Annotated in this window: 21 protein-coding genes; 10 read left to right on the top strand and 11 right to left on the bottom strand. The window is 65.4% G+C overall.

The features are described 5' to 3' along the window. Positions 1 to 102: 102 nt before the first annotated feature. The 7 genes from ACMDCR_RS29100 to leuB form a co-directional block, all read right to left on the bottom strand. The gene (locus tag ACMDCR_RS29100; RefSeq protein WP_413989943.1) at positions 103 to 1590 is read right to left on the bottom strand and encodes a L,D-transpeptidase family protein; all 1488 of its coding nucleotides are present in this window, start codon (positions 1588 to 1590) and stop codon (positions 103 to 105) included. Between the two features lie 297 nt (positions 1591 to 1887). Further along, positions 1888 to 2769 (bottom strand): 3-hydroxybutyryl-CoA dehydrogenase, encoded by an 882-nt coding sequence (locus tag ACMDCR_RS29105; protein WP_413989944.1) that lies wholly within the window; start codon positions 2767 to 2769, stop codon positions 1888 to 1890. 145 nt (positions 2770 to 2914) lie between these two features. Then, positions 2915 to 3073 carry a hypothetical protein gene (locus tag ACMDCR_RS29110; RefSeq protein WP_413989945.1) on the bottom strand — a complete coding sequence of 53 codons (159 nt, stop codon included), beginning with the start codon at positions 3071 to 3073 and terminating at the stop codon, positions 2915 to 2917. A gap of 208 nt (positions 3074 to 3281) precedes the next feature. Continuing rightward, a complete protein-coding gene (locus ACMDCR_RS29115) occupies positions 3282 to 4223 on the bottom strand; it encodes an electron transfer flavoprotein subunit alpha/FixB family protein (RefSeq protein WP_413989946.1) in 942 nt (313 codons plus the stop codon). A gap of 19 nt (positions 4224 to 4242) precedes the next feature. After that, on the bottom strand, positions 4243 to 4992 hold the full coding sequence (locus tag ACMDCR_RS29120; RefSeq protein WP_413989947.1) for an electron transfer flavoprotein subunit beta/FixA family protein: 750 nt from the start codon (positions 4990 to 4992) through the stop codon (positions 4243 to 4245). A gap of 187 nt (positions 4993 to 5179) precedes the next feature. Then, positions 5180 to 5929 (bottom strand): rhomboid family intramembrane serine protease, encoded by a 750-nt coding sequence (locus ACMDCR_RS29125; RefSeq protein ID WP_284310699.1) that lies wholly within the window; start codon positions 5927 to 5929, stop codon positions 5180 to 5182. Between the two features lie 153 nt (positions 5930 to 6082). Beyond that, positions 6083 to 7189: a 3-isopropylmalate dehydrogenase gene (gene leuB, locus ACMDCR_RS29130; RefSeq protein WP_413989948.1), complete on the bottom strand. Its 1107-nt coding sequence runs from the start codon at positions 7187 to 7189 to the stop codon at positions 6083 to 6085. Positions 7190 to 7678: 489 nt separating this feature from the next. Between leuB and ACMDCR_RS29135 the strand changes: the two genes are divergently transcribed. Then, positions 7679 to 9850: a primosomal protein N' gene (locus tag ACMDCR_RS29135; protein ID WP_413989949.1), complete on the top strand. Its 2172-nt coding sequence runs from the start codon at positions 7679 to 7681 to the stop codon at positions 9848 to 9850. A gap of 10 nt (positions 9851 to 9860) precedes the next feature. On the opposite strand, the gene ACMDCR_RS29140 is transcribed toward ACMDCR_RS29135, so the two are convergent. Both ACMDCR_RS29140 and ACMDCR_RS29145 read right to left on the bottom strand, forming a co-directional pair. Beyond that, positions 9861 to 10244 (bottom strand): helix-turn-helix domain-containing protein, encoded by a 384-nt coding sequence (locus ACMDCR_RS29140; protein WP_413989950.1) that lies wholly within the window; start codon positions 10242 to 10244, stop codon positions 9861 to 9863. After that, positions 10241 to 10537 carry a type II toxin-antitoxin system HigB family toxin gene (locus ACMDCR_RS29145; protein WP_413989951.1) on the bottom strand — a complete coding sequence of 99 codons (297 nt, stop codon included), beginning with the start codon at positions 10535 to 10537 and terminating at the stop codon, positions 10241 to 10243. The genes ACMDCR_RS29140 and ACMDCR_RS29145 overlap by 4 nt, the downstream gene beginning before the upstream one ends. A 234-nt stretch (positions 10538 to 10771) precedes the next feature. Between ACMDCR_RS29145 and ACMDCR_RS29150 the strand changes: the two genes are divergently transcribed. From ACMDCR_RS29150 to ACMDCR_RS29175, 6 genes are all read left to right on the top strand, one after another. After that, positions 10772 to 12298 carry an aldehyde dehydrogenase family protein gene (locus ACMDCR_RS29150; protein ID WP_413989952.1) on the top strand — a complete coding sequence of 509 codons (1527 nt, stop codon included), beginning with the start codon at positions 10772 to 10774 and terminating at the stop codon, positions 12296 to 12298. Beyond that, positions 12295 to 13224 carry a transglycosylase SLT domain-containing protein gene (locus ACMDCR_RS29155; protein ID WP_413989953.1) on the top strand — a complete coding sequence of 310 codons (930 nt, stop codon included), beginning with the start codon at positions 12295 to 12297 and terminating at the stop codon, positions 13222 to 13224. Before ACMDCR_RS29150 ends, ACMDCR_RS29155 begins: the two co-directional genes overlap by 4 nt. A gap of 100 nt (positions 13225 to 13324) precedes the next feature. Continuing rightward, a complete protein-coding gene (locus tag ACMDCR_RS29160; RefSeq protein ID WP_413989954.1) occupies positions 13325 to 14068 on the top strand; it encodes a glycosyltransferase family 2 protein in 744 nt (247 codons plus the stop codon). Positions 14069 to 14350: 282 nt separating this feature from the next. Further along, positions 14351 to 15139, top strand: coding sequence for a glycosyltransferase family 25 protein (locus tag ACMDCR_RS29165; protein ID WP_413989955.1), 789 nt, complete (start codon positions 14351 to 14353; stop codon positions 15137 to 15139). A 179-nt stretch (positions 15140 to 15318) separates the two neighbouring features. Further along, on the top strand, positions 15319 to 15576 hold the full coding sequence (locus tag ACMDCR_RS29170; RefSeq protein ID WP_413989956.1) for a hypothetical protein: 258 nt from the start codon (positions 15319 to 15321) through the stop codon (positions 15574 to 15576). Positions 15577 to 15761: 185 nt separating this feature from the next. Further along, complete coding sequence (locus tag ACMDCR_RS29175) at positions 15762 to 16664, top strand: GDP-L-fucose synthase family protein (RefSeq protein ID WP_413993760.1); 903 nt, start codon at positions 15762 to 15764, stop codon at positions 16662 to 16664. A 286-nt stretch (positions 16665 to 16950) separates the two neighbouring features. Here the strand turns inward: ACMDCR_RS29175 and ACMDCR_RS29180 are convergent, their stop codons facing one another. Together ACMDCR_RS29180 and ACMDCR_RS29185 are read right to left on the bottom strand one after the other, a co-directional pair. Then, positions 16951 to 17280 carry a hypothetical protein gene (locus ACMDCR_RS29180; RefSeq protein ID WP_413989957.1) on the bottom strand — a complete coding sequence of 110 codons (330 nt, stop codon included), beginning with the start codon at positions 17278 to 17280 and terminating at the stop codon, positions 16951 to 16953. A 242-nt stretch (positions 17281 to 17522) separates the two neighbouring features. Then, on the bottom strand, positions 17523 to 18368 hold the full coding sequence (locus tag ACMDCR_RS29185; protein WP_413989958.1) for a LexA family transcriptional regulator: 846 nt from the start codon (positions 18366 to 18368) through the stop codon (positions 17523 to 17525). Between the two features lie 75 nt (positions 18369 to 18443). Here ACMDCR_RS29185 and ACMDCR_RS29190 point away from each other — a divergent pair, with 75 nt between their 5' ends. From ACMDCR_RS29190 to ACMDCR_RS29200, 3 genes are all read left to right on the top strand, one after another. Beyond that, a complete protein-coding gene (locus ACMDCR_RS29190; protein WP_413989959.1) occupies positions 18444 to 18713 on the top strand; it encodes a hypothetical protein in 270 nt (89 codons plus the stop codon). Positions 18714 to 18722: 9 nt separating this feature from the next. Continuing rightward, on the top strand, positions 18723 to 19262 hold the full coding sequence (locus ACMDCR_RS29195; RefSeq protein WP_413989960.1) for a hypothetical protein: 540 nt from the start codon (positions 18723 to 18725) through the stop codon (positions 19260 to 19262). Positions 19263 to 19373: 111 nt separating this feature from the next. Continuing rightward, complete coding sequence (locus ACMDCR_RS29200) at positions 19374 to 19883, top strand: hypothetical protein (protein ID WP_413989961.1); 510 nt, start codon at positions 19374 to 19376, stop codon at positions 19881 to 19883. Positions 19884 to 19904 lie beyond the last annotated feature (21 nt).

The following is a 19904-nucleotide window of genomic DNA, read 5'->3' on the forward strand; positions in this document are numbered from 1 at the left end:
TATCTTTTGACGAACTCCAACCGTACCGCCCTATCTCAATCGTCATCGCTTCAAGCGCCGGCAGGATGCCGGCGGTTCCAGGGATAAGTCCGCGCTCCCAGCCTAATACGGGTTCACCACCTGTGCGTCGGCGATGCGCGAGGCCGAGCCGAAGTCGAGATTGTAGACGTCGGGGCGGAAATGGGCCGTGCCGTCGGGGGTGACATAGGCGGTCATATAGACCCAGTGCACTGGCACGCGATCAGGGATCGGCTGGTCCTTGCGCTCGCCGGTGGCCACCTCCTGGGTGACCCGCCTGGCGTCCCAGCCATCGCCCAGCAGCCAGGCGGCGAGGTCGTTGACGCCCTGCACGCGTACGCAGCCATGCGAGAAGAAGCGGTCGACCGAGCCGAACAGCTTCTTGGTGGGCGTGTCATGCATATAGACCGATTCCGAATTCGGCATCTGGATGCGCAGCTGGCCGAGCGCGTTGCCCATGCCGTTGGCTTGGCGCACGATATAGTTGGCGGCCTTCGGGCTCGACCAGTCGATCGACTTCGGATCGATCGTCTTGCCGGAACCGTCCATCACCGACATGTTCTGCCGGGCGAGATAGGAAGAGTCCTTCAGCATGTGCGGCGCAATCTCCTTCTTGATGATGGATTGCGGCACGGTCCAGGTGGGGTTGAAGTTGATGGCGGTGATTGTGGCATCCACTTCCGGCGACGGGTTCTGCGGGCGGCCGACCACGGCGAAGTAGCGGCGCACGACCTGGCCGTTCTCGATCGCCTCGACCTGCGCGCTCGGGATGTTCACCACCACATAGCGGGTGTTGAAGTCGATGAAGCGGGCGCCGACGCGCTCCATGTTGTGGCCGATCTGGATCAGGCGCTGCTGCACCGGCACGGCCATCTGGGCGTGGGTACGGTCATCGATCTTGCCGGTAGGCTGCAGGCCATAGCGCATCTGGAAATGGCCGACGGCGGCCGTGAGGCCGGCATCCCATTTCGGATTGTCGCGCTGATATTCAGGCAGGTCCTTCTCCATCACCAGGCGCTGGCGCAAAGCGAGCACAGCCTCGCCCGAGGCGCCGGCGCCAAGGCCAACGGGGGGAGCGGCCGGGAAGCCGCCATTCTGGGCGATCTTGGCGTAGTACTGAGCCAGGCCGTTGAGGCGGTCGAGCGAGCCGGCGTCGAAGGTGGGGACCGAGGACCAGGGCGTGGCGGGGATGGCAACCGGCGTGGAGGCGGCGTAAGACGGACCAGCCTTCACCACCTTCTTGGCGACCTTGGGTTTCACCGGGGCGGCGGGAGCGGGCGTCGCGCCGTCGGCAGTTGCAGGCGCTGCCGGGGCGGTAGCGTCAGGAGCAGTGCTCGCCGTATCAGGCACGGCGGGAGAAGCCGGAGCCGGCGTCGCAGCCTGGTCGACGGCAGGAGCCGGAGCCGCGGGAGCAGGATCCGCGACGGCGGCTGGAGCGTCGGGAGCGGGCGTTAGGATGGGAACATCGGCGGCAGGGGCGGGCGCCGAGGCATCCTGGGCCATCGCAGGAACGGCGGCGCTCAGGGCCAGAACGGAAACGGCCGCAAGGGCAATATGGACAAACTGCTTCATTCCTGAAACTTCCGGGCTCGCCGGCGGGAGGCTGCGCCAGCACAAAAAGGGATCATAAGCGGTCCTCTATCACGCGGGCGCTCCACGCGGTATGGCCGCCACATTCTCGCCGCACGAAAAGCCGGGCGGCGTGTCCGATTAACCACAACGGCGCATATATCAGCCGCTTGCGGCCAGATCGGGGCATTCGGCCAGATCTTACCGCCGCAGGGTTAACGAGATGTCCTGGGAGCGCGGCATCGCGGACGTTCCTGGGATCGCAGGCAGAGATGCCTGCGATCCCAGGAAAGCGCTCCCCTACCGCGTCGCCACGGGCTTTTCGCCGCGATAGTCGTAGAAGCCGCGCTTGGTCTTGCGTCCCAGCCAGCCGGCCTCGACATATTTAACCAGCAGCGGGCACGGGCGGTACTTGGAGTCCGCGAGGCCCTCATGAAGCACCTGCATGATGGACAGGCAGGTATCCAGGCCGATGAAGTCGGCGAGTTGCAGCGGGCCCATCGGGTGGTTCGCGCCGAGCCGCATGGCGGTGTCGATCGATTCCACCGTGCCCACGCCCTCATAGAGCGTGTAGATCGCCTCGTTGATCATAGGCAGGAGGATGCGGTTGACGATAAACGCCGGAAAATCCTCGGCGACCGCGATTTCGCGCTCGAGCTTGTGGATGAAGTTCTTGGCGGATTCGAAGGTGCTGTCGTCGGTGGCGATACCACGGATCACCTCCACCAGCTGCATCACCGGCACCGGGTTCATGAAGTGGATGCCGATGAAGCGCTCGGGACGGTCGGTAGCGGCGGCCAGGCGCGTGATCGAGATCGATGAGGTGTTGGTGGCCAGGATCGCCTCGGGCTTGAGATGCGGGCAGACCGCGCCGTAGATCTTCACCTTGACCGGCTCGGCCTCCGTCGCCGCCTCGATGACGAGGTCGCAGGCCGCCAGCGGCTCGAGATCCGGAGCAGCCTTGATGCGCGACAGGGCCTCGTCGCTCTGGGCCTGCGTGATGGTGCCTTTGGCAATCTGACGCTTGAGATTGCCGTTGACGGTGGCCAGGCCATTGTTGACCTGCTCGGCCGAGATGTCGTGCAACACCACGTCCAATCCAGCCAGCGCGGCGACATGCGCGATGCCGCTGCCCATCTGCCCGGCGCCGATGATCCCGACCGTCCTGATATCCAACGTCATTTCCAGTCCTTGCGCCCTGTATCCAAGTCCCTGGTATCCAAGTCCCTGCGCTTCGTCAGCGATCTTATCGATGTGCAGTGCGGTAGGGAAGATGGTTTGGCAGCTGCAAGTTGTCTTTGCGGGAGGGAGGTTCGCACTCCCGGCCTCAACTTTCCCTGATCCAGGCCAGCAGCTGCGGCATGGCTTCCTGCATCGGCAGATGGCCGCCTCCTTCGATGGCAATGAAGAGCTTGGGCTGGCTGGCAAGGTCGAAGAGCTTGCGGGCGAAACGGATCGGAATGGCGTCGTCATCCGTGCCGTGCACGATCAGGAGCGGCGCCGGACCGCGGCGATGCGTTGGTCGGCATGGCGGCCGCCCCAGATCAGGTAGCGAACCGCGTTCACTGAGCGTTGACGTCTCGTTCGGTCTTGACGTTGTACGGCACGATAAAGGGCGCGACCGGCTAAGGTCAGCGCCCCTTCTTCCCATGGCAGTGTTTCCAAGAGGCGGACGAGACGTCCGCGCTCCCAGCCTACTTCCCGAGCTTGGCGAGCTCGTCCTTGAGCTCTGGCAGGGCGGTATAGAGGTCGGCCACCAGGCCGTAATCGGCGACCTGGAAGATCGGGGCTTCCTCGTCCTTGTTGATGGCGACGATGACCTTGCTGTCCTTCATGCCGGCCAGGTGCTGGATCGCCCCGGAGATGCCGACCGCGATGTAGAGATCGGGGGCGACCACCTTGCCGGTCTGGCCGACCTGCCAGTCATTGGGGGCGTAGCCGGCGTCGACCGCGGCGCGCGACGCGCCCATGGCGGCACCGAGCTTGTCGGCGACGGGCTCGATATAGGTCGAAAAGTTCTCGCGGTTGGCCATGGCGCGGCCGCCGGAGATGATGATCTTGGCCGAAGCCAGTTCCGGCCGGTCGGACTTGGCCAGCGCCTCGCCCTTGAACGCGGAGAGGCCGGGATCGGCGGCTGAAGACACCGGTTCGACGGCGGCCGAACCGCCCTCGCCCGTGGCGGCGAAGGAGGCCGTGCGCACGGTGATCACCTTCTTGCCGTCCTTCGAGGTCACCGTCTGGATGGCGTTGCCGGCATAGATCGGCCGCTCGAAGGTGTCGGCCGAAACCACCTTGACGATGTCGGAGATCTGCATGACGTCGAGCAGGGCGGCAACCCGCGGCAGCACGTTCTTCCAGGCCGGCGTCGAGGGCGCCACGATGGCGTCATAGCCCGGGGCGAGGCCGACGATCAGGGCGGCGGTCGGCTCGGCCAAGCGATGCTCGTAGGAGGCATCGGCGACGAGGACCTTGTCGACGCCCGCAAGCCTGGCGGCAGCCTCGGCGGCGGCCTGCGCCCCGGCGCCGGCCACCAGCACATGCACGGGGGCACCGAGCGCGGCGGCCGCCGTCAGGGCGCGGGCGGTGACGTCCTTGAGGCCGGTGGCATCGATTTCGGCGATGAGAAGTGTGGTCATGTCTCTAATCCTTCGCTTCTCAGATGACGCCGGCTTCGTTCTTGAGCTTGTCGACCAGCTCGGCCACCGAGGCGACCTTCTTGCCGGCCTGGCGGGCGGCCGGCTCGACCGTCTTCACGATCGTAAGGCGCGGGGCGATGTCGACGCCGAGGGCCTCGGGCGAGGTCTCGTCGATCGGCTTCTTCTTGGCCTTCATGATGTTGGGCAGCGAGGCATAGCGCGGCTCGTTGAGGCGCAGGTCCGTGGTGACGATGGCGGGCAGGGTGAGCGTCACGGTCTGCGAGCCGCCGTCGACCTCGCGGGTGACATCGAGCTTGTCGCCGGCCAGCTCGACCTTGGAGGCGAAGGTGCCCTGCGGCCAGCCGAGCAGGGCGGCCAGCATCTGGCCGGTGGCGCCCATGTCGTCGTCGATGGCCTGCTTGCCGAGGATGACCAGGCCGGGGGCCTCGTTGCCGATCACCGCCTTGAGCAGCTTGGCGACGGCGAGCGGCTCGACGGTGGCGTCGGTCTTGACCAGGATGCCGCGGTCGGCGCCCATGGCCAGGCCCGAGCGCAGCGTCTCGGCCGCCTGGGCCGGGCCGATGGAGACCACCACCACTTCGCTCGCCTTGCCAGCTTCCTTCAGGCGCAGCGCCTCCTCGACGCCGATCTCGTCGAAGGGGTTCATCGACATCTTGACGTTGTTGAGATCAACGCCCGAACCGTCCGCCTTGACGCGGATCTTCACATTGTAATCGACCACCCGCTTCACGGGCACGAGCACTTTCATGGGGACTCTCCAGACGGGGAACCGTGTGATTTACGGCGGCATAGCGGCCCGGCGCCCGGCGCGCTATCGATGAACCGACAACTCGCGTCGCGCCAAAGCCGCCGCCATGGCAATTCGATGACGGATTTCAGCTAATGGGCGCGGGCATTTGTGTCAATGCGACACGACGGGGAGCGCGGAAGGCCCTTCAATCGAACGTGTCGCGCCAGTCGTTCTTCGCCGGTGGCGGCGCCCTGTCGAACAAGGGCGCGTCCGAACTCTTCAGCGGCAGCACCAGCACTGCGCCGGCGAGGAGACCGCCAATATGGGCGAACCAGGCGACATCGCTGGTGGAACTGACGAAATAAGCATAGATCGCGAAATAGGCCTGGTAAAGGATCCAGGCGCCGATGGCCCAATAGGCCGGCAGCTTCAGGGGGATCCGGAAGAGCACCAGCACCCAGATCTTCACATTGGGGTGCAGCAGCACATAGGCCGCCACCACCCCCGAGATCGCGCCCGACGCCCCGATCAGCGGGCTGGTGGAGTCCGGCGCGGTGAGGGCGTAGGCGAAAGTCGAGAGCACGGCGCAGGCAAGGTAGAAGAACAGATATTTGAAATGGCCGAGATCGTCCTCGACATTGTCGCCGAACACCCACAGGAACAGCATGTTGCCGGTGAGGTGCATCCAGGAGCCGTGCACGAAGGCCGAGGTGATCGGCGTCAGCCATTCCGGCACGCGCAGATATTCCGGCGGCAGGTTCATCTTCTCGAACAGCACCACGGGGATGGTGCCGTAGGAATAGGTGAAGCCCGCCGTATCCGCCACGAAGGTACCGGGCACATAGCCCGACTGGAAGAAGAAGAACACCGCGACATTGGTCGCCACCAGTGCCCAATTCACCCACGCCTGGGAGATCCGTCGGTGGGGATTGTCGTCATAGAGCGGAATGATCATGGCGCGCCCCGATCGAGATGCCGATGCAAGTCGCGTGCCGGCGTGGGGCAGTGTAAAGGGTGAAGGCGAAAGAATAAAGGCAGGGGTTGTAGCTGGGAGCGTGGACGTCCTACGACACTCAAGAGAGTGTCGTAGGACGTCCACGCTCCCAGGTTAAGCCTGTTCCATTGCCTTGATGACGGCGGCGCCCATGTCGCTGGTCGAGACCGCGTTCTGGCCCGGCGCCGCGATGTCCTTGGTGCGCAGGCCTTCGCCCAGCACTTCGGCAATCGCCGCGTCGAGGCGGTCGGCGGCTTCGGCGAGGCCGAAGGAATAGCGCAGTGCCATGCCGAAGGAGGCGAGAGTCGCGATGGGGTTGGCAAGGCCCTTGCCGGCGATGTCGGGAGCTGAGCCATGCACCGGCTCATACATGGCCTTGCGCTTGCCGGTCTTGGCATCGGTGGCGCCAAGCGAGGCGGAGGGCAACATGCCAAGCGAGCCCGTGAGCATCGCCGCCACATCCGAGAGCATGTCGCCAAACAGGTTGTCGCAGACGATCACGTCGAACTGCTTGGGCGTGCGCACCAGCTGCATTCCGCAATTGTCAGCGAGGATGTGTTCGAGCTTCAGCTCCGGATATTCGCTCTTGTGCACGGATGTCACGACCTGCTTCCACAGCACGCCCGACTTCATGACGTTGTGCTTCTCCGACGAATGCAGCAGCCCCTTGCGCACCTTGGCGAGGTCGAAGGCGACGCGGGCGATGCGCTCGATCTCATGGGTCGTGTAGACCTGGGTGTCGACAGCGCGCTTCTCACCGCTCTCCAGCGTGACGATCTCCTTCGGCTCGCCGAAATAGACGCCGCCGGTGAGCTCGCGAACGATCATGATGTCGAGGCCCTCGACAAGCTCTCGCTTGAGCGAAGAGGCATCGGCCAGCGCCGGATAGCACACGGCGGGGCGCAGGTTCGCGAACAGGCCAAGATCCTTGCGCAGGCGCAGAAGGCCGGCCTCGGGGCGGGCTTCGTAGGGCACATCGGCCCATTTCGGGCCGCCGACAGCGCCGAACATCACGGCATCGGCTTCCTGGGCGCGTTTCATGGCGTCTTCCGAGATAGCCTTGCCATGCGCGTCATAGGCAGAACCGCCGACCAGATCCTCCTCGGTCTCGAACGAGGCGAGGCCGGACTTGTTGAGAAAGGCGATCAGTCGCCTGACCTCAGCCATCACCTCGACACCGATGCCGTCGCCAGGAAGAAGGAGGAGCTTTTGCGTCGCCATGATGATGAATGCCTCGAAGTTGGAGATTGGCGGGTGATTAGACGAGCACGCGGGATGGTGCAAGGTGGTTGGGCTGAGGCCATCCTGCAGCAGCTGGAAACCGGCATAAGTCCGTAAGTTATCCGGGTATATTTAGTGCCACCATGGTGTGGTCAGCTCCGCCGGCCTCGCACCCGCCTCCTGGAAATGGAGTGTGTTCCGGAGGAGACACGGGTCTGGTGTGCCGATCTGGAGATCGGCACACCGATTGCGGCCGGCGCCTGGGACCGCTGCCATCCTTGCCTGCTCCAGGAAACGGCTCGCGAGCCAGAAAAGACACTCCGATTTAGCCATCGCCTCGGACAGATCGTCTTGACAGACTCATCCCCCTCCCCGACCTGTCAGCGATGAGCACGGCCAGATCATCGCGAGCGAATGCAGGAAACGGGCATCGCCCTTTTCAATCCCGCCGCGTTTCCAAGAGCGGACGAGGACGTTCGCGCTCCCAGCATGGCTAATCCAGGCGATGTCGTCGAGATTCTGCTGCCGGTGGCGCTGGAACGCACCTACAGCTATCGCGTGCCCTTCGGCATCGTCCTGATGCCGGGCGATGTCGTGCGCGTGACGCTTGGACCGCGCGAGGTGGTCGGCGTGGTCTGGGACGGCGATGGCGTGCTGCCCGCCTCCTCCAACCGCCTGAAATATGTCGAGGAGCGCCTCGCTTTGCCGCCGGTCTCCGAGCATATGCGCCGCTTCATCGAATGGGTGGCGAACTGGACGCTCACCCCGCGCGGCATGATCATGCGCATGGCCCTGCGGGCGCCGGAACTGCCGCCGGAAAAGCCGCGCCTCGGCTATCGCTACAAGCATGAGCCCGAGCGGATCACCCCAGCGCGCCGGCGGGTCATCGCCCATCTCGCCGACGGTTTCGTGCACGAGAAGCGCGCTTTGATCGAGGCGACCGGCGTCTCGCCTGGCGTGGTCGACGGCCTGGTCGATGCTGGCGCGCTCGAGCCCGTGGCGCTGCCGCCCGAGCCGGCGGCGCTGATGCCCGACCTCGATTATTCCGCCGCCAGCCTCAACGAGGCGCAGGCGCTGGCGGCAACCTCCCTGCAGCAGGCGGTGGCGGCGCGGCGCTTTTCAGCAGCGTTGCTCGAGGGCGTCACCGGCTCGGGCAAGACGGAGGTCTATTTCGAGGCGGTGGCGGAGGCTGTGCGCCAGGGCGGCCAGGCGCTGATCATGCTGCCGGAGATCGCCCTCACCAACCAGTTCCTCGACCGTTTCGCCCAGCGCTTCGGCGTGCGACCGGCCGAATGGCATTCGGGCGTCAACGCGGGCAAGCGCGCACGGCTCTGGCATGGCATCGCCAAGGGCGAGGTGGCGGTGGTGGCGGGCGCGCGCTCCGCCCTGTTCCTGCCTTTCGCGGATCTCAGGCTCATCATCGTCGACGAGGAGCATGACAGCGCCTACAAGCAGGAGGACGGCCCGCGCTACAATGCCCGCGACATGGCGGTGGTGCGCGCGCGCCTCGTCGATGCGCCGGTGGTGCTGGCTTCCGCAACGCCCTCGATCGAAAGCCGCGTCAATGCCGATCGCGGCCGCTACGGCCATATCACCCTGCCGGAGCGCTTCGGCGGGCGGGCGCTGCCGGCGATCTCCGCCATCGACATGCGCACCGGTGGACCCGAGCGCGGCAAGTTCATCGCCCCCGGCCTTGCCACCGCGGTGAGGCAGGCTCTGGAGGCAGGCGAGCAGGCGCTTCTTTTTCTCAACCGGCGCGGCTATGCCCCCCTCACGCTCTGCCGCAAATGCGGCCACCGCTTCCAGTGCCCGAACTGCACGGCCTGGCTGGTGGAGCACCGCTTCCGCAAGAGCCTGGTCTGCCACCATTGCGGCCACCTCGCCCCTGTGCCGAGGAATTGCCCGAGTTGTGAGGGCGAGGACACGCTCACCCCCTGCGGGCCGGGCGTCGAGCGCATCGCCGAGGAAGTCGCGGGCCTGTTCCCGGACGCGCATACCGTGATCCTCTCCTCCGACGTCCATGGCAGTGCCGAGCGGCTGAAGCAGGAGCTCGACACCGTGGCGAAGGGCGAGGCGAACCTCGTCATCGGCACGCAGCTCGTCGCCAAGGGACACAACTTCCCTCACCTCACGCTGGTGGGCGTCGTCGATGCCGATCTCGGCCTCGGCACCGGCGATCCGCGCGCCGCCGAACGCACCTTCCAGCTCCTCGGCCAGGTCACGGGCCGAGCCGGCCGGGGCGACAGGCCGGGCCGCGCCCTGTTGCAGAGCTACGATCCTGGCCACCCAGTAATGCAGGCGCTGATGTCGGGCGACAAGGAGAGTTTCTATACCCGCGAGATCGCCATCCGAGCCAAGGCGGGGCTGCCGCCCTATGGCCGCATGGCCGCCCTGACCATCTCGGACGAGGACCGGGGCAAGGCGGAGGGCTTCGCTCGGGCACTGGTGAAGGTGGCGCCCTTCGACGCGGCGCTACGCGTGCTTGGCCCCGCGGAAGCCCCGATCGCGGTGATCCGCGGCCGCCACAGGATGCGGTTGATCTTGCAGGCGCCTCGGGAGTTCGCGCTGCAGGATTATATCAGGGCCTGGCTGGCGGCCGGGCCGAAGGCGAGCGGGCAGTTGGCGGTGGAAGTGGACATCGATCCGATGAGCTTTGCGTAAGAGGGCCAGCCTACGCCACTTTGTCCAGATGATAGGGCATGATCAGCACCTCGGCCGGGATGCCCCATTCGCGGTTGAGCTTGTGGATCATCGGCAAGGTGAGGGCGCGCCTTCGCCGCAGGATCTCGGAGGCGCGGGAGCGCGAGCCTAGTAATGTGGCAAGATCCTTGTGGGTCTTGCCGCCGATCTCCATGCGATAGAGGATGGCCTCGATAGGATCAACGGGTCCCACCGGCCAGTGATGAGCCTCATATGCTTCGATCAGATCGGCAAGCACGGCGAAACGGTCGCCATCCGGCGTCCCCGGCTCCGGCTGATGGTCGAAATAATTTTCGACCTCACCAAGCGCCCAGTCATAATCCGCTTCGGTGCGAAGAGGGCGGATGTCCTTCATATCGTCTCCGGATCGATCTTGTCGTAGTCCCTATGCGTGCCGACGAACTTGATTAGAACGCTTTTATGTAGGTAAGCCACATGAACGACGAGGCGGAACTTGTTCCCGCCGATATCGAAGATAATGCGGTTGTCCGCAATGAAATCGATTGTAGTCCCGAATTGCCGCTTCACATCGGCTGGGCCTGCCCAAACCGCTCGCGACACTTCAGAATGCCAAGCTTCCAAAGGTGCCTTGGCGTGCGGGTAATCCTCCCAAAACAGCCTCAGTGTACGCTTGGCGATGACTTGCATACGAATAGGCTAGCAAATTCCCGTGGCGGGAACAAGGCGCCGCTGGGAGCGCTGACGTCTCGTCCGCTCATGAATCGCTGGTGTCAACGCAAAAGACGTAAACGCGACCGCCCGCGCCTTCCCCCAAACCGCCCCATTTCCAAGAGCGGACGGGACGTCCGCGCCCCAGGCTTCCCCCCCGCGCCCAAAAACGCTATGAGCATGCCCAAATCGCAGCCATCACAGCGAGCCATCATGACCAGTCCCGTTGCCGAAACCCGTGAGCTTCTCGAGGCGCTCGGAGTTCCGGCCAGCCGTTTTTCCGGCGGCAACCGCATCGTTCGCACGCCCCTGACGGGCGAAATCATCGGCCAAGTTCAGGACGATACGCCCGAATCGACCACCGCCGCCATCGGCAAGGCGCAGGCCGCCTTCGAGGCCTGGCGCAAGGTACCGGGGCCGCAGCGCGGCGAACTGGTGCGCCTGCTCGGAGAGGAGTTGCGCGCCGCCAAGACCGAACTCGGCCGGCTCGTTTCCCTCGAAGTCGGCAAGATCGTCTCCGAGGGCCTCGGCGAAGTGCAGGAGATGATCGATATCTGCGACTTCGCCACCGGCCTTTCCCGCCAGCTCTACGGGCTCACCATCGCCACCGAGCGTGGCGACCATCGCATGATGGAACAATGGCACCCGGCCGGCGTGGTCGGCGTGATCTCCGCGTTCAACTTCCCCGTGGCGGTGTGGAGCTGGAATGCCGCCCTCGCCTACGTCTGCGGCGACAGCGTCGTCTGGAAGCCCTCCGAGAAGACGCCGCTCACCGCGCTCGCCGTCGAAGCGATCTTCCACAAGGCCGCCAGGCGCTTCGGCGGCGTGCCGGACGGCCTGCTCACGCTCCTGCTCGGCGCCCGCGAGGTCGGCGCTGTGCTGGTGGATGATGCCCGCGTGCCCGTGGTCTCGGCCACCGGCTCCACCGCCATGGGCCGCATCGTCGGCGAGCGGGTAGCGCGGCGCTTCGGCAAGTCGATCCTCGAGCTTGGCGGCAACAATGCCTCTATCGTGACGCCCTCGGCGGATCTCGATCTCGCACTGCGGGCCATCGCCTTCGCCGCCATGGGCACGGCGGGCCAACGCTGCACCTCGCTGCGTCGGCTGATCGTTCATGAGAGCGTCTATGACACCCTCGTCGGCAAGCTGAGACAGGTCTACGCCAACATCAAGGTCGGCAATCCCGTCGCCACCGACGCGCTGGTCGGCCCGCTGATCGACGCTCAGGCCTACGAGGGCATGCAGAAGGCGCTCGCGGACGCCAGGCAAGCCGGCGGCACGGTGCATGGCGGCGCCCGCGTCGCCGAGGCGGGCCCGGCCGAGGCCTATTATGTCAGGCCCGCTCTCGTGGAAATGCCGGAGCAGAAGGGCCCGGTGGTGCACGAGACCTTCGCACCCATTCTCTATGTCCTGAAATATGGTGATTTCGACGAGGCGCTCGCGCTGCAGAACGGCGTGCCGCAAGGCCTGTCGTCCTCGATCTTCGCCACTGACATGCGCGAAGTCGAGCGCTTCGTCTCCGGGCAGGGCTCGGATTGCGGCATCGCCAACGTCAATATGGGCCCCTCTGGCGCCGAGATCGGCGGGGCTTTCGGCGGCGAGAAGGAGACCGGCGGCGGGCGCGAAAGCGGCTCGGACGCCTGGAAGGCCTATATGCGGCGCCAGACCAGCGCCATCAATTACGGCCGCACCCTGCCGCTGGCGCAGGGCGTCAAATTCGACGTCGAGGCGGACACTTGAAGGCGCCGCTAAAACGCCTGCTGGCGGGCTGCCTGACGCTAGGCCTGATGGCCGCGCCGGGCCTCGCCAGCGCGGATGATACAGCGCCTCCGGTCCCGCCGACGAAGGCTGCCGCGAAGCCCAAGTCGAAACCACTGGTGAGGACGAAGGCAACGGCAAAGAAAGCGGCCAGGCCTGCGGGCGCCGGTTCCTTGTTGCTGCCCCAGCCTGAGCCGATGGATGCGGGATTGGCGGAACCCAGGTCTGCCTCCACAAATTCTGCCACTAGAAAGTCCACTCCCGCGAAGCCCCTGGCTGCCAAGGCAATCGCTGCGACGCCACCCGCAGCCAAGCCTTCCGCCACCGAGGTGCCGGCTGCGGCGGACGCGAGCCCTGCAAGCCAGGGCTCTTCCGGCGCCGTCACCCCTCTGCCTCCGTCCCGCCCGATGGAACTTGTGAAGCTCGACCGAGCCGGCCAGATGTCCCCCACGGAGGACGATCTGCAGACGGCCAGCATCCCGGTCTCCGGGCCACTAGGCGTGCACGTCTCGGCCGAGACGCTGACGAGGCCGGGGCCAGGTACGGGCGACTCCGTCGATACGCTGATCAGCAAGCATGCCCAACGTTACGGCCTGCCGGAGAGCCTGCTGCGCCGGGTGGTAAAGCGCGAGAGCGGCGGCAATCCGCACCTGCGCCACGGGCCCTATCTCGGCCTGATGCAGATGCGCCTCGATACGGCCCGCGGCATGGGCTACAACGGCGGCGCCGAGGGCCTGCTCGACGCGGACACCAGCCTCACCTATGGCGCGGCTTACCTCGCCAATGCCTGGCGCGTCTCCGGCGGCAATCCAGACCGGGCGGTGAGTCTCTACTCCGGCGGCTATTATTACGAAGCCAAGAGGAAGGGCATGCTGCCCAAGCTGATCAAGGGTGTGCCGGCGAAGTGATCGATAGCGACATTTCCTACGTCATATTGTCTCCTTGTTTCCATGACGCTGTTTCCGTTGTACTTGCTAGTCTCCGCGTCACCGCACCGGAGTCCACCCCTTGCCCGATTTCCCCGCGCTCAGCATCATCATCCCCACCAAGGACCGTCCGGAGCTGCTTGTGCGGGCGTTGCGCTCCGTGGCGGCACAGACGTTCGGCGATCATGAGATCCTCGTCGTCGACGATGGCGACGGCAGCGGGAGCGCGGCAGCCGAGGCCTTCGACCCTGCCATCCGCACGTTGGCGACCGGCGGAGCCGGTCAGGTACCGGCGCGCAATCTCGGCGTCAGCGTGGCGCGAGGCGAGCGTATCGCCTTTCTTGATGACGACGACTGGTGGGCAGAGCCCGGGCATCTCGCAGCCATGCTTGCGGGCGGCCCGCGCCACGCCTTGCTCTACGCCTCCGGCCGAATCGTCACCGAAGGCGATCGGCCCGACGCCGGAACGGAAATGCCCTTCGTCGCCCATGCGGATGCGCAGGCGATCCGCCGCGACAACCGCCTGCTCATTCCTGGTGTGATCTATCCGCGGGCACTGCATGGCAATCTCGGCCCCTTCGACGAGAGCCTGCCCTTCTACTGGGACTGGGACTGGTATCTGCGCCTTTTCGCTGCGGACGTGGACTTCGTCGGGCCGCTGAGCGAGGCCGTGCGCATTTCGGCCCGCGGCGACAGCGTCTCGGCGGTGGGAAACGCGGAAGCCAGACGAGCCAATCTCGACCGCCTGGCCGCCAAGCATGAGCTGGGCGAACTGGTGGTCAGGAATCACGAATCCATCGCCAGGGACGGCAATACCACAAGTTGAGGGCACTTGCAGCCTCCCGTGATCGTATATGGACTTCCCGACTAGCGGACAACACTTGGATTGAAGAATTCGCCCAGACCGCGTTATGGTTGTCATGTCCGGATAGGAGGAAGTCGCGCGCGTAATATTCGGTCGCGCGATCTATGATGCTGAGTTGATTTGATAAAAATCGATCCCCGCCATTTCTGTGTCCCACGCGCCTCCACACGCCGTTCAACCCCAGATAGGTAGACGGTGCCGATATTTTGGACGAGACAATTTTCTCCTTGGGGCCGGCATAAGATGATTTATGAGCCTATGCCGCTTTGCGTTTTTTATCTCAATCTTGACCGCCGCACCGACCGGCGCCGTTTCATGGCGGCACAATTTGCGGCCCTGGCGCTTTCTGCCGAACGGGTGGAGGCGTTCGCGCCCGAAGCAGTACCGGTGGCCTCGCTCGCCCGCTGGACCGATCCGGTACGCCCGCGCCACGTCAGCCCGCCGGAGCTCGCCTGCACCTTCAGCCATCGCAGAGCCTGGCGGCTGATCGTCGAACGCGATCTGCCTGCCGCCTGCATCCTCGAGGACGATGCCTGGCTCTCGCCCGCCTTCGCCGGCTTGATTGCCGCCGTGACAGATCTCGCCGGATTCGACCTCGTCAAGATCGAGCAGCGCGACCAGCCTGCCAATATCGGCCGACAGGCGGGCGAACTGATGCCCGGCATCGGCCTGCACCGGCCCTACAGCTTCGTCGCCGGCGGTGGCGGCTATCTGCTCTCGCAGGCGGGTGCCCGCAAACTCCTGGCTCGCTCGGTGCCGCTCGACATCCCGCTCGACCGCATTCTGTTCGACCCGGACGAACCGCTATTCCATCGTCTCCAGGTCGCGCAGGCCGTGCCGGGCCTGGTCATGCCGGCCGAACACGGCCACTGCGCCGACAGCGTCGCGGACAGTGACATCGCCGATGCCCAGCGCAACCGTGTGCTCGCACGCACGGTGATCCCAGTCCCGGACGCAAGGCGCCGCGCCGCCCTGCAGCGCAAGGGTGAGGCGGATGGGGCAAGGATCACGCTGATCCCGCTGGCGGTATGAGGGAGCGCCTCGCCCTTGTGGCCCTCGGCCAGGGATGACACAAGAGATGTTATGGTGTTTTGCGATTTGACGGAATCGGCAAGAATCGCAAAGACTCGTTAAAGCAAGAAGTTAGAGCAATGGGCGCTGGCGTGTAAGCGTGCTTGCTCCAGACATCTCGCAAGCGGAAGGAAACCGTCTTGTCCACGGAAATCCCGGATCAGCTCTTCCTCGATGGCGTGCTGGTCGGCCAGAACGAACTCGTCACACCCGGCATCGTCGCCGTGGTGCTGGACGATGACAGCGTGCATGACGTGCCGGCTTCCGAGTTGCGCCGACGTTGCGAGGCGCTCGGTCGCGCCCGCATTCGTGCCTTCCTGATGGCGCCTGCCGATTTCGAGAAGGTCCGCCCGGTCGCGCAAAGGCATAGCGAAGAGGCCGGGAAAGACGAAGAGTGAGGCTCGAGAGCGGACACCCTTCCACCTTTTCTGGTTGAGGGCAGCGTTCCCAACCAGGTGAGGACCCCTGCGTTACCAGCCCCTTGAGCTTGACCCGATTCCCCCTCACAAATGGCTCATATAAGGGGAGGCAGCCTTTGGGTTCTCTGGCGGGAGCGAAGGTCTGGGTGGCCGGCCATCGCGGCATGGTGGGTTCGGCGCTGCTGCGCCGGCTCGCGCGCGAGGGTTGCACGCTGCTCACCATCGACAGGGCCGAGCTCGATCTGCGCCGCCAGGCCGAGACCGAGGCCTGGCTCGATAAGGCACGGCCCGACGCGATCTTCCTTGCCGCGGCCAAGGTCGGTGGCATCCTTGCCAATGATCGATTCCCGGCTGATTTCCTCTACGACAATCTGATGATGGAGGCGAACGTCATCCATGCGGCGGCGCGCACCGGAGTCGCGAAGCTGGTACTGCTGGGTTCCAGCTGCATCTATCCGCGGGAGGCGCCCCAGCCCATCGGCGAAACGGCGCTGCTCACCGGCCCGCTCGAGCCCACCAATGAATGGTATGCCATCGCCAAGATCGCCGGAGTCAAGCTGGTGCAGGCCTATCGCCGCCAGCACGGCTGCAACTTCATCGCGGCCATGCCTTGCAACCTCTACGGCCCGCGAGATAATTTCGATCCGAAGTCCAGCCACGTCCTGGCCGCCCTGCTGCGGCGCGTGCATGAGACGAAACTCCGCGGTGATACCTCGATTGAGATCTGGGGCACGGGCTTGCCGCGCCGCGAATTCCTGCATGTCGACGACGCCGCCGACGCCCTGGTCCGCCTGGCGGAAACCTATTCGGACGAACGCCCGATCAACATCGGCGCCGGGCGGGACATGACCATCCTGGAACTGCTGGAAACCATCAAGCAGGTCGTGGGCTATGAGGGCGCCACCACGCATGACCGCTCCAAGCCGGATGGCACGCCGGCGAAGTTGATGGACTCATCCAGAATGCGGGAACTCGGGTGGGAACCCGGGATAGGGCTGGAGGCGGGGCTCAGGGAGACGTACCGCTGGTATGTAGAGAATGAGGCAGGGGGAAACACGGCCGGATGAGGCGCAGTGGCTGGGACCGCGGACGTCCCCACGACACTCGAGAGAGTGTCGGACGATCCGCTCTTGGAAACGATGAACGCTACGAAAGAGGAAGAGCGGACGAAGACGTCCGCGGTCCCAGCCACTGCGCCATTAGCAGAAAAGCCGGCTAAGCTTGCGTTTTTCCTCGCCGCTCGCCTCGGCGAGCTGTGCTTTCAGCCGGGCGTCCAGTGCTCGGCCGGACGCCCCTGCCGACCGCACCAGCTGCGGATGGCAAGCAGCTCAGTGATCGAAGGCCCGCGCGCCATCACGCCGCCTCACGCAGGTCGCGCGCCCGGTCATAGGCGCTGGGGTAGGCCAGCGCTCCAGCCAATCCGCGCTCAATGGCACCCGAGAGAGCCAGGCTCACGCCGATGGCGTTCGCGATCTCGAAGAACCAGGGGTCGGTCGGCCCGATGGCAGCGAACGCACCCTTGCGCTGGCCCGGCAGCCAGCCATTGAGGCGGATGGCCACTACCTGCCAGTCGCACGGGGATGACCGCATCTCGATATCCGCAGCTCCGTCGATGGTAGCCGCCGTCATGCCGTTGATGTGGATGATCGGGAGGTCATCGAACTGCACGGTGAGGTCTGACATCCAAGGATTCCGGTGGAGAGGATGGGCGAAGTGTATTAAGGGATATTTCCCGTGTCAAGGATTTTATAAGGGATATTTCCCTTGCACTGAGGGGGGATGCTTCCCGGCTTAGCACATTGCGGGATTGCTGGTGCTTTTCCAGGAACGGCTAGTTGGCGGCGACCCCGGCTGCCAGCGAATGCCACAAACGAGGTGCAGCACGATCGAGCAAGGGCGGACACGATGCCCCCGCTCTCCCAACCTCAGAAAAACTTCCAGCCGCCCACGACCCTTCCCACGATGTTCAGGTCGTCTTCCGTCTGCGCCACCTGGACGTGACCGCCATTGTCGCTGATCACGCGGATGGTCTGGTCGCCCAGGATCTTCGAGGTTTCCAGACGCTTGAACTGCAGGGCGCCCCAGCGGTCGCGGATGGCATAGATGCCGTCGGGCGAGGGAACCTTGTGGCGGAGATCGATGATCAGCGGCATGCCCGGTTCGATGGTGGGGCGCATGGAATCACCGATGGACTCGGCCACCATCAAATCCCCCGGCCGAGCGCCCATGGCACGCAGGAACCAGGGCGGGAAGATCCAGGCGTCCGGCTTGATGGCGTCGACCGACTGCACGGCATCGCCGTTGCGATTGTAGACGAAGGTGGCGGCATTGGCATGACCGCCAGCGCCCATGGCGAAGCGCGTATCCGCCTCCACCACACCATTGGGCGGGATCGAGGGCGGCTGCTCGGGATCGGTCGGATCGGGCGCCTCCGGCTCAAAGGCGGCCACGGGATCGGGCGCATCGGGATCATAGGTGGCGACCCCGAAGGGGCGCTCCTCTTCCTTGAAGCCGCCCGCCGCGCCAGTGCCTGGGGCCCCGGCTCCCGCCGGCCCGAGGACGTCGCTCTCGGCCAGGCTGCTTGCCGGAATGCCGAGCACCTTGGCGAGCTTGACTGCCGTGCGCAGAGTGGGCGAGCCGCCCTTGCGCTCGAGATCGCGGATGGCATCGGCGCCGAGCCCGGCTTCCAGACTGGCCTTGCGGCGGCTCTTGCCGAGTTCGGCCAGCCGCTTGTCGATCAAAGTAATGATGTCGCTCATACGCGGGATCATGCCCGCATTTCCCGCATAAGGGAAGAGGGATATTTCCCTTTGACAGTGCGGGATATTTCCCTCTAGAATTATTTCATGAACCTCCTCGTCACCACCGACGCCTTCCACGCCGCGCACGATCTGCCGGAGGCCAGGAGGTCCGCCTCACACTCGAAAGGATCCCGCATGACTCCCTCGCAGATTCGCCAAGCCGCCCGACTCTGGGCTGCCGGCTACGACACCCGCGCCATTGCGGAGGCGATGCGCGACCTTCCCGGGCCCCCCGATGCCCGCGAGGCGCGGCTGTGCCGCCATATCGAAGCGATCAAGGCCGAAGCGCGGCTCGTCCGCGCGCGAGCAGCTTGAGGTTCTGCCATGACGAGCCTGTCCATTCGAGATCTCGAAGTGCGCCTGGTTTCCGCGGGGGAGATCCGCGCCCGCCGCGACCGGCTGTGGGGGGTCCAACCCAAACTCAAGCAGTCTACTTTGCTGGCAAATCATTTGCCAGCAAAGCCCGACGCCGTGGCGCTCTATCGCCTCGCCTATGCCTATGATCCGCCGGCGACGGACACCCTCCTCCCTGGCAAGCTGGCGAACTGCAGCATCCCAGGCGGCACCACTGCCGAGCGCGCGGGGTCCCGCAGGGCCTACAAGCGCAAATTCGCCGCGCTCATGAAGGAGATCGCCTCCATCGCCGCTGCCCATCGGGTCAGTCTGGCAGACATTCGCGGCACCGGCCGTGCGCTGGCGGTACGCCTCGCCCGGCGCGAGGCCTGCTACGCGCTGGTGATGCGTCATCCCGAGCTCTCCTACGTTAGCATCGGCGAGCTCCTGAACAAGGACCACACCTCCGTGCATTACGCCGCGCATCGCCACGCTCGGCTGACAGGCCTGCCACCGGTGGCGCGCTCATGAGCCGCCGGTTCCGCCCTTACGAAGAGATCCACGAGGCCCGAAGGTGCAGCGCCCTCCGCCGGCCGTCGCAGAACGGCACCCATTCCCCATCCCAACCCGGAGCCCCGAATAATGTCCCGCACAGGCCGCAAGCGTGCGATCGCCGCGCGTGAGAAGAACGGGCGCCCCAGCCGCGCCCAGCGCCCCGTCGAAGTCATGGAGGCCGTCGTTCTCGCCCAGCCCCACCGCCGCGGCAGCACCGACAAGCGCTGCGCCAGCGTATTCGGCCGCTTCTGCCTGCGCCTGAAGTTGCGGCAGGAACTCACCGACGCCGGCGAGGAATACGCCGCAACCGTCAAGCGCTGGCGCGCCGCCAAGGGCATCCCCACCCCCTTCCACAACGAAGCCTCCGGCTCCGGCCGTGGCGCCGCTGACCAGACCGTCGCCGCCTGGCAACGCCACATGCTGGCGATGGAACGGGCGATGACGGGGGCGGGCCTGAAAGCGCTGCTGGCGGTGAAGCAGCTCACGCTGGACGGGAATGAACTCGGCATGGACCAGGACGGGCCGGCGGTAGAGGGGCTGGTGGCGTTGGCGGTGCATCTAGGGTTGATGCGCAAGGGCACGCACCCATGGATGTAGCTCTCGATAGAGACGCGCAAT

The organism is Labrys okinawensis (assembly GCF_047345005.1).
GTDB lineage: Bacteria > Pseudomonadota > Alphaproteobacteria > Rhizobiales > Labraceae > Labrys > Labrys okinawensis.